This window comes from Paenibacillus sp. FSL P4-0113, assembly GCF_038009305.1.
Lineage (GTDB): Bacteria > Bacillota > Bacilli > Paenibacillales > Paenibacillaceae > Paenibacillus > Paenibacillus polymyxa_D.
In genome coordinates, this window is the sequence record NZ_JBBPAZ010000001.1 from 876,746 (window position 1) to 891,873 (window position 15,128).

Annotated in this window: 3 protein-coding genes and 3 pseudogenes; all 6 read right to left on the bottom strand. The window is 42.3% G+C overall.

The annotated features are described in order from the left end of the window. Nucleotides 1-50 precede the first annotated feature (50 nt). Nucleotides 51-1,519, bottom strand: a pseudogene (locus tag MKX46_RS03360) (IS5 family transposase). Nucleotides 1,520-1,807: 288 nt separating this feature from the next. Next, a pseudogene (locus MKX46_RS03365) lies at nucleotides 1,808-2,194 on the bottom strand (SDR family NAD(P)-dependent oxidoreductase); the annotation flags it as partial. Between the two features lie 130 nt (nucleotides 2,195-2,324). Beyond that, nucleotides 2,325-3,055 (bottom strand): annotated as a pseudogene (locus MKX46_RS03370) (IS5 family transposase); the annotation flags it as partial. A 148-nt stretch (nucleotides 3,056-3,203) separates the two neighbouring features. Continuing rightward, nucleotides 3,204-3,956: a carbohydrate-binding protein gene (locus tag MKX46_RS03375; protein WP_029515254.1), complete on the bottom strand. Its 753-nt coding sequence runs from the start codon at nucleotides 3,954-3,956 to the stop codon at nucleotides 3,204-3,206. A gap of 304 nt (nucleotides 3,957-4,260) precedes the next feature. Beyond that, entirely contained in the window at nucleotides 4,261-4,983 is a 723-nt protein-coding gene (locus tag MKX46_RS03380) for a thioesterase II family protein (protein ID WP_341070903.1), read from the bottom strand. Between the two features lie 23 nt (nucleotides 4,984-5,006). Next, nucleotides 5,007-15,116 carry a non-ribosomal peptide synthetase gene (locus MKX46_RS03385; protein ID WP_341070905.1) on the bottom strand — a complete coding sequence of 3,370 codons (10,110 nt, stop codon included), beginning with the start codon at nucleotides 15,114-15,116 and terminating at the stop codon, nucleotides 5,007-5,009. Between the last annotated feature and the right edge of the window lie 12 nt (nucleotides 15,117-15,128).

Below are 15,128 nucleotides of genomic sequence, written 5' to 3' on the forward strand. Positions count from 1 at the left end.
AGAGGCATCGGATAACCTTGCTAGGTAGGGCTTGCTGAACGGGTCACATTTTACAGTGGAACGAGCAAGCGGACCGCGAGTCTCAACCACAGCCATTGCAAAATAGACAAAAAGAGAACCCGAAGTCTCTTTTCGAGGTTCATCACCAGCAGTTGCAGCCCGATCACGGTCTCGCTCGTCGTCTGAAGGTGTGCTCGAATACGGCCAAACCCATAACTGCGCTTGCCTTCGCCGAATTTGCCTTCCACCGCATTGCGTGCGGCTGCATCCGTCTTGGCGATTTTCTTTTTCTCCTGCTGATCGGCTGACGGACGACCCAACTGCGGTCCGCTTAAGCGAATTCCCTCTTTGCAGAAGCGCAAGTTGTCGCGGGTTCGATAGATCTGGTCGGCCAGCACCGCTTTGGGATAATAACCAAATCTGGCGCGGTAACGCTCTACGGCGTCCTGCAATGTCTGCCCTTCGTTGTAGCTATCCCACGACAGATGCTCGCGGAAAGCGTAGCCGTTCACCACGCTAATCGCCAGCTTCTCTCCGAACTCGACGTTTGCCCTGGCTTTGCCGCGCACGATCGGTCTGACATGTGGCTGTGCGATACTGACAATCCGATCCGATATGCTGTGTGTCCGCTTGTCATACATCGTTTGCTGCTGACGATAAAGCTCTTGAATGACCAGCAGTTCCTTGTACAAACGCCGCGGCAGGCCGCTCGTCATATCGGCGAGTTCGGCGATCATGCGTAGATCACGGGAAACGAACCTGAGCTGCTTGCCGATCGCTTTTCGTATCGCGCGCGGCTTCACGCGCCGCTGCTTGGCAACCGCCAGATAGGCTTTGCGGGCACGCTCTCGGTATGTTCTGGGCTTGCGGGTCTTTCCACGTTCCGGTTCGTGCAGGATGTCGATGATCTTCTCCAGCTTTTCTCTGGCCTGATTCAGTAACGACAAATCCGTCGGGTAGGCGATATCCGCCGGCGCGCAGGTAGCGTCCAGCAGCAGTTCGCCCTCGTTCGTCAGTTCCATCTGCTGTGGCTGCGTTTCTGAAGGCTTACCGGACGCTGCGTCAGTTCCGCTGCCAGGTTCATCGTCGTCCGATGAATCATCTGACACTTGCGCGCTTCTTCCAGAGCGATCCATTCATTCACTTCATCCAGAATTTCGCCACCCAATCGCTTGCGGAAATGCGTCATGAGAGAATGATGAAACGGGCGGCGGTACCGATATTCCGGCAGACTGAGGAAGTACTGCAGATACGGGTTCTCCAGAATCTGACGAAGTGTCTCCCGATCATCGGTGCCAAGCCGCTCCTGGATGATGAGTGCGCCGAGCGCGATACGGATCGAAACGGCTTTTTGGCCCTTGAGGCTTTTCTTGAAGTTTTTCGCATACTTCTCTTCGAGCATCCACCACGGAATCATCTGGGCCAGCAGCACCCAGCGGTTATCTTCTGCGAGCTTTCCGCCGAACGGCAGAAAAAAGTCGACGGGCAGGTTCATCTGGTTCTCGGTTCGCTGATACAATCCTGACGCCTCCAAGTGCACGGTTTTTCACGGGGCTGCCCCGTTTTCCTTCGACATAAGAGGCCCTAAACCCTTGTGCCTGTTGGAGTTTTGATTCGTTCAGCAAGCCCTAGGTAAACCGTGTCCTATGGGCATCGGCGCACGTGTTTAGACTCCGATGCCGCGAGGCTCATTGTCAAGGCGAATACGTTGTTTACATGTCTTCGATGTACACGCCCTTGATAATCAAGGATTTTCTAAAAGCGAGTTGAGATAATTAACGAAAATATACGCTAAGTATTAAACGGATTAATGACCCTTTGGCGGCTCAAACATCATATTGTTTAACTGGTTCACAAAAATACCTTCGTTCGGGCCCGGGTTGTTTCGAAATACTTTCGCTTCTTCCACTAGAACCTCGTCCGCATCCGTACCAAGTACCTTCATCGTTTCATCAATGAATGATGCTAGTAGCATAGAGCTCGGATCGTTATTGAAATACGTTTGAACCCCTGGCGGCGCAATTTCCAGGATTTTCACCGATGTGTCTTTAAGCATGTACCGTTGGGATAGCGTATAGGAATGGAGCGCTGCTTTCGTCGCACTATAAACAGCAGCACCCGCCAGTGGCACGAATCCAAGTGACGAAGTCGTGTTGATAATAACCGCTTCTTCTTTGGACTTCAAATGCTCGAGTATCTACATAACTTTTCACAAATAGTATATTGTACATATTTTTTAGAGAGAATGCCTGTTTTAGAACCTTCTCTTTGTTCTTATTCAAAAATTTAATTGTACAATTCTCTAGGGCCTGTACGCAAACCTATTTGAGCCATAAACGAATTGAAAGCAGCGTCAAAAAAGCCATGAACATGTGCGCTGTTTTTTCATAGCGAGTGGCCAAGCGTCGATAGTTTTTTACTTTGTTGAAAAAGCATTCAATTAAGTGTCGCTCTTTATACGTTTCAGAATCTAACGGGCGCTTTACCCGCCGATTGCGTTTGCTTGGGATAACCGGAGTGATCGCTCGGCTTTGCAAAAGCTCCAGAATGGCATTGGTATCGTAGGCGCGATCAGCCAACACTTCGCCCGGGCAGAAGTCCAGTTCATGAAGAAGGCGATAGCCGATGACAGAATCGTGGTCTTGTCCTGGCGTCAATTCGAAACGCAGCGGATAGCCGAGCGCATCCACCATCGCATGAATTTTGGTAGTTAATCCTCCGCGCGAACGTCCGATTGCTTGCCGGTCCTGCCCCCTTTTGCGCCCGCTCCATGTTGATGGACGCGGACGATGGTGGCATCGACCATGACCTGCTCCCAATCCGGCTCGATGGCGACATGCTTCAGTATTTCACCCCAAATATTCGCTTTTTGTAGCCGCCAGAAAAAGCTGTAGGCTGAAGACCAAGGGCCATAGTAACTCGGTAAATCCCGCCATGGCGTGCCCGTTCGAGCAACCCAAAGCACGGCATTGAGCATCTGGCGCCGATCCTTGGGCGGACGTCCTCCCTGTTTTTTTCGGGCTGGGGGCAACAGGGGGTCAACTATATTCCATTCTTCATCCGTTAACTCGTATCTTCGTCTCATGTGCCTTATTTTACTAGATTTCTACGAGTTGTACAGTTTGCGTACAGGCCCTAAAAAAATCGGGCTGAAAAAACGCATTTTTCAGCCCGATTTTGCTTATCTTTTTTTAAAATCCACCTTAGTTCTTACCGCCATAGCCCTTATAAGTAGAGTAAACTGCATCTGCATATTGATTGGCCAGAATAGGACGGCCATAAGAATCTGTAGCTCCCGGATACCAGTAATCTCCTCCGTTATAGTGTAATAAGCCGTTATATATATTGCCGAATTTAATAATCTTTTCATTTAAAATCAGGGCGCCCAAGTATACCTGATCTTGTTCACTGCCGTGATTATAAGCAGGGACAAATTTTGAACTGAATTGAGATAAATAAGCATTACGTGTGTTTGGTTCTACCTGCATCAATCCGTCGCCGGCTGATGGACTGCCTGGTAAGCCTGCTCCAAAGCTGCTTTCCTTTTTGATCACAGCACTCAGCAATAAAGCAAAATCTCCGCCTTTACCGAATTTATCGCCCGCATTCATTGTGTATGTCCATATGTGGCTTGGAACTTCGGAAGGCTTTGTTACTGAAGGACCTGTTGGTGGCGTTGTTGGCGGTGTTGTAGGTGGCGTAGTTCCGCTGCCGCCTTTCTCCCATAAAGCAGGAACAATAGGTGGTTCCCAACCTACGAGGGAAGTATGTGCCTGACGACAGGTATAAGTACTTCCACTATATGTTACTGTATCATTTACTGCATAGGCAGTATTTGGTGCCCATGCTCCCCTAGCGGCTGCGCTCACCGGCAAGACTGCGCAAAAGGTGGATAAGAATACTGCTAAAACTACCAAAAGTGATGTGGCTTTAAAAGAAAACTTTTTGCTAGTCATTTTCAAACCTCCTTGTATTTTTCTTCTGATATTTTCCTGTGTTGCTCATTTTCAACATTTATCAGCACTATTTCCCCCCTTTGTTTTCACAAATACTTCAAGTTCATTCCATAATTAAAGCGCTTAAACAAATGATTACAATTCTGGTAATACAGAAACATGAAAATAATTCCAATAGGACGTAGGTTCTACTTTCTTGAAATTTTTGATTAGACTGGAAAGAGGCTAAGTCTACAGGTCATTAAAGTCAACCTAAAAACTTAGCCTCTTGATTTCATATTAAATTTTAAATAAACTTCAGTCTTCACATAACATTGTCTGCAAAGTCGATGAGACTACTATTTATTATTGCTGCTACATCCTTTTTGTAATCGTGTATAAAAAAATGATCCCCGTCAAACATATGAATTTTACAACTTTTGGACGTATAATCATGCCATTTTGCAACGTCAAAAATAGTGGCTCCCTTTTCTCTTTTTCCCCACAATACACTTATATCGCAGTCAAGCTTAGTGTTTTTTTCAATGTGCCTGTATGTGTCAGTAATTCTAAAATCCGCTCTGAGTATCGGTAAAAACAACTCCATTAATTCATTGCTTTTCAGAACCTCTTTGGGCGTGCCTCCCAGCTTAAATACCTCATCCACAAACTCCTTATCCGGCAAATCATAGAGTACCTTCTTCTTACTTACAAAACCCGGAGGATATCTGCCGGAAATAAACATATGGACAGGATATGGATGTCCGAGCTCCTTTATTCTATAGGCAAGTTCATATACAAGTACACTGCCCATACTGTGGCCAAACAACGCATAAGGTTGTTCTTCAAGGTTGCTTATGATAATACGGTGTATATCTTCAAGCGCTTCCTCAACACTTCCGTAAAACGGTTCACCAATCCTGCTGCCTCTTCCCGCAAGCTCAATCGGGAAAAGCTCAATCCTATCATGCAAGTATTGTTCCCAATATTTATATACTGCTGCAGAACCTCCTGCATACGGCAGACAAAACAATTTAATCTTATCCATTATATCTACCCCTTATATCTGAACTATTGGTTGATCTCTTCCAATATTTCTTTAATAATAGCCGCATTTTTATCTATATATCCTGTACTTAACATATCAAAATGACTGCCAAATCCGTTATATACTTTGAACTCTCCCGTTGTTGCCTCTCTCCATCCTTCACATAAATCAGCTTCACCTTCATTGTCTTGCTGCTGTGATATAATAAGATGGATATTGGAGTTTATCTGTCCCGAGTTTATAACACTTCTAGTGTATTTATGATAATTTCTCATTCTTTCAATGGCCTTTTCAATAACTGCCTGGTTATCTCCAAACATGCCTTTTATAAGTTTCTCATTTTCTTCTATAAATTCTTTATCCTGTTGCTCAGCAAGTTTCTTAGCATCTTCGCTTTCTTCCTCAATAAGGACAAATGATTTAGCCGAATCCAGAAAGATTATATCGGATACATGATGTCCAGTTTCAATTAATACTTTAGCAACTTCAAATGCCAGATTACCTCCTGCCGAGTAACCAAATAGAATATATGGGCCCTCGGGTTTGACAGAAGTAATTGCCTTCACATACTCCTCCATCCTGCTCTCATTTTCTATAAAGTCAAAGGAATATATGGAATAAGCATTCATTTGTTTTGATAAACTACCATAAGCTATTCCATTTCCTCCTCCTGGAGGGAATGCAAACATAAGACTCTCCATTGCTGAATTAAAATGAATTGCCGGACTTGGTGTAATATAATCATTGGCGTACGTATTGTGTATAAAACGGGCAATTTCCTTTATGGTTGGGGCCATATAAAAGTCTTTTAGTGGTACCTCAACATTTAACTGTTCATAAATTCTGCTTATAAGGGATATTGCCTTCAGTGAGTATCCTCCCAGTTCAAAGAAGTTATCATTCACACCAATTTTTTGTACTCCAAGGGCATCATGCCACAGCAGTGCAAGCTTCTCCTCAACTTCACCGCAAGGCTCTACATACTCTACTGATGTAGCTAAAGTACCGTCATTTTGGGGTAAATTATTCCGATCTATTTTGCCATTGGCTGTCAAAGGCAGCTTTTCCAGCTGAACAAAGTATTGTGGTATCATGTAATCGGGAAGTTCTTTTAAGAGAAGCGCCCTTAAATCTGATATTGTAAATTCACTTTCCCCTGCTATATAAGCACACAAATACTTGTTGCCCTCCTGGTCTGTCTTTGCAATTACCGCAGCTTCTTTTATTGAAGGATGCTTTAATAGCTGCACTTCTATTTCCCCAAGCTCTATCCTAAAGCCCCTAATCTTTACCTGATGGTCTACTCTGCCTATAAATTCGATGTTTCCGTCAGGAAGCCACCTTCCAAGATCACCGGTACGATACATTCTTTCTCCAGAGCTGAAAGGATTAGCTACAAATTTTTCCGTAGTCAATTCAAGTTTGTTCAAATAGCCTTTTGCCAGCCCATCTCCAGATATATATATTTCACCAGTTGTATTAACCGGTAAGATATTCATGTCTTCATTAAGTATATATATCTTATAATTCTGCAATGGCATACCTATAGGTATACTTGTTAGATTTCTCACCTTCTCACGGCTTAAATGGTAATAAGTTGAATCTACGCAGGATTCTGTTGGACCATAAACGTTTGTTATAGTAGGGTTATTATCTTTAAACCGATCATAGAAACCTTGTATACCTTTACATGAAAGTTCTTCCCCTCCGATAATAAACTGCATAACTGAAAGACTTTCGCCAGGCCTGGCAGTATCTGTTAAAAGCTTTATATGTGCTGGTGTTCCGTCTGAAACAGCAATTGAATTCCTGTTATAGTACTTTAGAAGGCCCTCACCATCTAGCCTTGTATCCTCAGGAACTATAAACAGCGTATGGCCAAGGAGAGAAGCCGCAAATATTTGTTTTACAGATGCGTCAAAAAAGTAAGGGGACACAAGGGCAACATTTAAATAATTATCATAATTTTCATAGACAAGCTTTCTTAGTCCATAAACCAAGTTAACTACACTTCGATGCTCTATCATTGAACCCTTCGGAACTCCAGTAGATCCCGATGTATAAATGATATAAGCTAAGTCCTCTGGTTTATTTATTTTATCAAGGTTTTCAGCACTTCCAATGTATATTTCAGGGGAATCAAGCAGTAATATATTACCGTAAAACTCTGCTTTATCCGCTAAATGTGATTGCGTCAACAGCATAGTTGCATTACTATCTTCCAGTAATTTTTTTATTCTTAGTTCAGGAATTTTGGTTGAAATTGGTAAATAGACACCTCCTGCTTTTAAAATTCCCAGTATTCCAACCTGCATATCTACGGATCTTTCTACCATTATTCCAACTATGCTGTTTTGCTTTACACCATTACTTCTTAGTGCTCTGGCAAGCTGATTTGCCTTTTCATTGAGCTGCCTGTAGGTTAATTGCTTGTCCTCAAACACTACAGCTACATTATCAGGTGTCCTTTCCACTTGGTCTTGGAACAGCTCATGTAGAGTCTTATCCCTAGGGTATTCTGCCTTTGTATCATTAAAACTATTTAGTATTTGCTGTTTTTCATCCTGAGATAGTATATTTATTTCGGACAGCATCTTTTCGGGGTAAGCTGTGATCTCTTCCAGTACATTGATGAAATGGACCCCAAGTTTTTCTATTGTCTCTTTCTTAAACAGACGAGTAGCATACTTTAACCCAAATACAATATTATTCTGGGTCTCTTGGGCGTTTAGGGTCAAATCAAATTTGGACGCCCTGAACTCATTATCATAGGGCATGAACCTTAGCCCATTCATCTTAAATTCTGATGCCTCTTTATTTTGCAAGACAAACATAGTATCAAACAGCGGATTTCTGCTCAAATCCCGCTTAATGCTAAGCTTCTCCACAAGTTCCTCAAATGGGTAATCCTGGTTTTCATAAGCCCTTAGAGCGTTTTCTTTTACTACCATCAAAAACTCGCTGAAATTCTTTTTACCTTGAGGGTAATTCCTCATAGCTAGGGTATTGACAAACATGCCTATGATGTCCTGCAAATCTGTATGTGGCCTTCCTGCTATAGGGCTTCCAATTACGACATCTTCCTGTCCGGTGTATTTGAAAAGAAGCACATTGTATGAAGCTAGAAGCACCATATACAGTGTTGCTCCATGATCCACGGCAAGCTTGTTCAGTTTATGTGCAAGTTCCCGGCCTGTTTCAAAACTGACCATATCGCCTTCAAAACTCTGTATAGCCGGCCTTGGGTAGTCTACCGGCATATCAAGTACTGGTATTTCTCCCCTAAATGCCTGGAGCCAGTATTCTTCTTGTTTACTGATTGTGCCGTCAGCAAACAATTTATTCTGCCATACGGAATAGTCCTTGTACTGAATCTGAAGTGCTGGAAGATTCATTCCTTCATACAAGCTTATGAATTCTCTTACCAGTATTTCATCCGACACCCCGTCAGATATGATATGGTGTTTATCAAGCATCATGACATGCCTGTCTTCTCTAATTTTTACGAGCCCTGCTCTTAGTAAAGGAGCCTTGCCAAGGTCAAATGGCCTTATGAATTCATTTGCTGCTTCTGAGGCTTTTTCTTCGCCGGTTTCCATGTACATGATACTAAATTCCACCTCATCATGGACCTTCTGCACCGGTTCACCATCTACCATATGGAAGGAGGTCCGGAAAGCCTCATGCCTTTTTACCAGCTGATCTAAGGCTTTCTCAAAACGTTCTATATCAATACTGCCTTCTAACAACATAAACTCTGGCATATTGTATGCCACCCTTGCTCCTTCAAGCTGATTTAATATATACAGCCTTCTTTGGGAAGACGACATAGGATAGTATTCCATTTCTCCAGTGGGCTGGATAGATTGATAAATACTCTCTTGGGCTTCCTGGATGTAATTGGCAATTTCTGCAATTGTCGGCAGCTTGAATATCTCCTTAAGAGATATATTTACATTGAACTCTTTGTGAATTTTGGCTGCAAAGTTTATTGCTTTTAATGAGTGCCCCCCAAGCACAAAGAAATTATCATTTCTCCCTATTTTCTCAACCCCCAGGATATCCTGCCACAATTGTACAAGCTTCTCTTCCACTTCACCTGAAGGTGCTTCATACTCTACTCCAGTATTTAAATGAGCAGCAGGGTGGGGCAAGTTCTTCCGGTCTATCTTACCATTGGCTGTCAAAGGCATTTCATCCAGCTGCATGAAGTATGCCGGGATCATATACTCGGGCAATTCTTTTGAAAGGCATTCCCTTAGTTCAGTTATTGTCAGTTCATTTTCCCCAACGAAATATGCACACAGATCCTTGTTCTTCTGTTGGTCTTCCTTTACAATAACCACAGCTTCTTTTATTGAAGCATGTCTTAATAGCTGAGCCTCTATTTCTCCAAGTTCTATTCTAAATCCCCTTATCTTTACCTGGTGGTCCATCCTGCCTAAAAATTCTATATTCCCGTCAGGCAGCCATCTTGCCAAGTCCCCAGTACGATACATTCTTTCTCCCTTTATAAACGGGTTAGATACAAATCTTTCTGCAGTAAGCCCCGTCTTGTTTAAATAGCCTTTGGCAAGACCATCCCCAGATATATATAATTCCCCAGCGATACCTATAGGATTTACTTCTAATTTCTTACCAAGTAAGTATGCTCTGGTGTTTGGCAAAGGACGGCCTATGGGGATATTATCCAATCCACTAAGCCCCTCCGCAGTAATCAAATATTCCGTAGAATCCACACAGCATTCGGTAGGACCATAAACATTTGTGATGCAAGGTTGCACATCCTCAAATCTGCTTAGGAAGTCTTTTACTGCATCAAATGGAAGAACATCTCCGCCTATAATAAAATGTCTCACTTTTAGGTTATTATCTATAGGAGGAGAATTTAACATCATATTTACGTGTATGGGCGTTCCATCCGAAATATCAATCCTATTTTCACTATAGAAGTCCAGCAGCTTTTTACCGTCTTTCCTTGCTTCCTCCGGTACAATGTACAATGCATGCCCCATTAGCAGTGCTGCGAAAATCTGCTGCACCGAAGCATCAAAAACATAAGGGGCAATGAGGCAAACATTCAACGGTGATTCATATTTGCTATATATTCTCTGGAACAGACCCTCTACCAGGTTTAATACACTCTTATTATCAATGCAAACACCTTTAGGGTTTCCCGTTGAGCCAGAGGTATAGATGATGTACGCTGTATCACCAGGCTTATTTATACATTTTATATTCACATCGTTTATAAAATTATAATCATAATCAGATAAATCAATAATCTCACCATCGAAATCATCACGATCCATAAGATGATTTTGGGTGAGTAAAATTTTGGCCTTGCTGTCCTCCATCATATACCTTTTTCTTTCCAATGGATAATTAGGATCTACAGGAAGGTACGCCCCCCCAGCCTTGATTACTGACATTATACCTATAACCATTTCAGGCGAGCGGTCCACCATTATGCCTACAATATCATCAGGCTTTACTCCCTTTTCTCTTAATGCCCTGGCCAATTGGTTTGCCTTTTGATTCAGTTCTCGGTAGGTTAATTGTTTACCTTCAAAAACCACTGCAATATGATCAGGAGTCTTTTTCACTTGCTCCTCAAACATTTGGTGTATGGTTTTATCCAGGGGATATTCGAGAGCAGTATCGTTAAAGCTGTATAATACTTGCTGTTTTTCTTCCTGTGATAACATTTCGATTTCATAAAGCCTTTTTTCGGGGTATGCTGCAATTTCTTCCAGCAAATTGATGTAATGAGCCCCAAGTCTTTCAACTGTTTCTTTCTTAAACAGTCTTGTACAGTATTCGAGTTCAAAGGCTATACCATCCTCAGTCTCAAATGCATTTAAGGTGATGTCAAATTTTGATATTCTGCCTTCTATCCCTTTGTTGTACGGCTTGAAGCTTAGATCAGACGTTATGAGCTCTGCTTTTCCAACATTGTATATGGCAAACATGGTATCAAAGAGGGGATTCCTGCTCATATCCCTCCTTATGTCCAGCTTATCCACTAATTCTTCAAACTGATAGTCCTGATTGTCGTATGCTTTCAAAGCATTTTCTTTAACTTCTTTCAAGAATTCAATAAAAGTCTTTTCTCCTTGCGGGTGATTTCTCATGGCCAGAGTGTTTACAAACATACCTATGATGTCTTGAAGGTCAGCATGAGGCCTTCCAGCTATAGGACTTCCCACAATAATATCTTCCTGTCCAGTGTATCTAGATAACAGCACATTGTATGCAGCAAGAAGCGTCATATATAATGTAGCTCCATTGTCTGATCCAAGCTTGTTAAGTCTAACCGCAAGCTCGCTATCAGCTTCAAAGCTGATGTAGTCTCCTTCAAAGCTTTGTACTGCGGGTCTTGGGTAGTCGGTGGATAAATCCAGCACAGGGATCTCTCCCTGAAAGGTCTGGAGCCAGAATTCCTCCTGCTTACTTATGGCAGCTCCTGCAAACAATTTCCTCTGCCAAACTGAGTAGTCCTTGTACTGTATACGCAGTGGAGGAAGTATTTTCCCTTCATATAAGCTTATAAACTCTCTTACCAGTATGTCGTTGGACACTCCATCCGATATGATATGATGCATGTCAAACACCATAATATGTCTGGCTTCTCCAATCTTTACAAGTCCAACTCTTAATAGTGGAGCCTTTCCAAGGTCAAAGGGCCTTATGAATTTCTCCACTATTTCGGGAACCTTCTCTTCACTGGTTTCCAGGTACATGATACTTAGGTCCGCCTTGTCATGGACTTTCTGAGACAGCTCTTCCTCGATCATATGGAAGGAGGTTCGAAAGCTCTCATGCCTTTCTATCAGACTATGAAAAGCCTGCTCAAAACGTGCTTTATCAACAGTACCTTCCAGCAATATTATGCCAGGTATATTGTAGGCGATTCCAGCTCCTTCAAGCTGGTTTAATATATATAGTCTTTTCTGGGCGGAAGGTATGGGATAATATTCCATATCCCCAGCACGTTGAATGGACTGATATAGGCTCTCCTTTGAGTCTTCAATGTAGCTGGCAATTTCTAAGATGGTTGGTGTCCTGAATATTTCCTTAAGAGGTATGTCTACATTGAACTCTTTGTGAATTCTTGCTACAAGGCTTGTTGCCTTTAACGAGTGTCCTCCGAGCATAAAGAAGTTATCATTTCTTCCTACCTTCTCTATTCCAAGGATGTCCTGCCACAGCAGCGCAAGCCTTTCCTCCACTTCACCTGAAGGCGCTGCATACTCTGTTCCTGTATTTATTCTTCCATCAGGCAGAGGCAGCGCCTTTCTGTCCAATTTTCCATTTATGGTTAACGGTACTTTTGCTATCCTCATAAAATAGGATGGAATCATATAATCGGGTAGCTCTTTAGATATAAGCTCCCTTATTTCGGTCACTGTCACTTCTCGGTCAGACACTATATAAGCGCAAAGATACCTGCCTACACTTGAATCCTCCCGGTCAATGACCACCGCCTCATTTATATCAGCATGCTTCAAAAGGGCTGCTTCTATTTCCTCAAGCTCGATTCTATACCCTCTTATTTTAACCTGGTGGTCTTTTCTGCCGGCAAATGCAATATTCCCGTCAGGAAGCCACTTTGCAAGATCTCCTGTTTTATACATCAGTTCTCCAGGCATAAATGGGTTCGGTACAAACTTTTCCCTGGTAAGTTCCGGTTTTTTCAAGTATCCTCTCGCCAATCCTGCCCCGGAAACACAGAGTTCACCCTCAACACCTATGGGCTTAAGATTATTGTTTTCATCAACTATAAACACCCGGGTATTGGTAATAGGTTTACCAATAGGTACCGACTTATCGGCCGTCTCACAATCATCTGCTTTCCATACCGTTGCACATACGGTTGTCTCAGTAGGTCCATAAGCATTTATATATGAAATCCTGTTGCTCCATTTCTTTAAAAGTTCGGGAGTGGAAGCCGAACCTGCTGCAATTACCTTCTTTAAGGAAGTTACTTTTTCCGGGTCCAGATTTGCCAGATACGGAGGTGGTAAAGTAGCAATAGTTATCTCATTTTCATTTAGGTATTCTTCAAATCTTCGATAGTCATTGATAATATCGCTTGAAGATATATATAGTGTTGCTCCTGCCAGTAGTCCCATAAATATTTCCCAAACTGCAGCGTCGAATGAAATTGATGCAAATTGAATAATCCTATCGCTTTCACTTACATTTAAGCGGGTCTTGAAAAACGCCTCCAGATTTGCTACCCCTTTATGTTCTACCATAACCCCTTTAGGTTTTCCTGTAGACCCAGATGTATAAATGATATATGCCAAATTTTGCGGTGAACATACCACTTCCAGGTTCATAGGGTTTCCGGCATAAAGGCTTTCATCTTCTATGTCTATATACTTCCCGTAAAACTCCACTTTCTCCAGGAATTGCTTTTGGGAAATCAGCCCCCCTATCTCGCTGTCCTCGAGTAAATATTCGATTCTTGCCTTAGGGTAGTCAGGATCTATAGGCATATATGCCCCTCCGGCTTTAAGTATGCCAAATATACCTATGACCATCTCCAGTGAGCGTTCTACCATAATACCCACTATGCTGTCTGGTTTAACTCCCTTATCCCTCAACACTCTTGCAAGCTGATTTGACTTCTCATTGAGTTCCCTATAGGTTAGCTGCTTACCCTCAAACACCACTGCCGCATTGTCAGGTGTCTTCACCGCTTGTTCCTCAAATAGTTGGTGAATGGTCTTTTCCCTGTGGTATTCCTCCGTTGTATTATTGAAGCAGTGTACTATTTCTTTCTTTTCCACTTCGGTGAGTATATCAATATTCCTAATATGCATATCGGGACTATCGGTTACAATTTCTATTACCGACTGAAAATGTCCCTTGATTTTTTCTATGAAATTACCATCATATACCAGTGAGTTGTAACTGAATTTAATAGATAATTCCTTACCGCCATCAACGAGTATCCCAAAATCATAATTCGTCTGCTCGAATATTTCCATTCCAACTACATTTAAAATGCCATTACTGGATGAAGCATTAACCGCTTCATCCATAGGGTAATTTTCAAAAGCCATAACATGATGTATCAAGGCATCTTTCAAGCATGTTTTTGACTGCACATCCGCCAGAGGATAGAAACTGTACCGGTCAGATTCAAGCACCGATTGCTGCATCTCTTTGATCAGTTCGGTAAAAGTTTTATCCTCATCACAACTCACCCTTACTGCAACGGTATTTATAAATAAACCCACCATGCTCTCAATTCCCTGTATTTCATGAGGCCTTCCCGATACCACCTCACCAAACACCACATCATCGGTATTGTTATACCGCTGTAATAATATCCCCCATATGGTCTTTATAATGGTACTCATGGTTGTATTGTTTTTGGCTGCAAACTTCTCAAGATCGCTAGTTATTTGTTCAGATATTTTAAACTCCGTTTCTTCAATCCTGAAATCATCACTTGCAGACCTGCCGTTTTGGGGAAGGACTGTCTGATGCTCGTAACCTTTAAGATAGGTTTCCCAGTAATCTGCGGCCTCGTTCTGATTTCTGCCTTCCAACCATTTGATATAGCGGCTGTAAGGATATACCTTTCCTGACTCCGGCTCCCGGCTATTCATCAGGGCTTCATAGTTTTCCATAAATTCTCTAAATATATTTGCGAGACTCCACCCATCAATAATGATGTGATGAAAGCTCCATACCATGTTATAAGATTGGTAGCCTGTTTTAATTACACTTAATCTTGTTAAAATATCCCTTGATAAGTCAAAGCCCTTTTTTCTGTCTTTAACCCTGTATTCTTCTATATACCTATCCCTTAGTTCTTCGGCAAGGGAGGTAATATCCTCATAGCTGACAGACAGCTTTCTTTCCTTCATGACTACTTGTAAGGGCTTGGCTACATTTTCATACAAAAAAATTGTTCTCAAAGCGTCATACTTTTCAATAATGATATTAACGCTCTTTTCAACACAATCAATGTCCAGGATGCCTTTTATAGAAAGTGATATCTGCTCAAAGTAGGCGTCTGAATTTTTATCCATCATATAGTGGTACAATATCCCTTGCTGCATAGGAGTGAGCCGGTACATATCTTTTATGTTTTGTTTCTTCAAATCACTCATAAGTACTCCTCC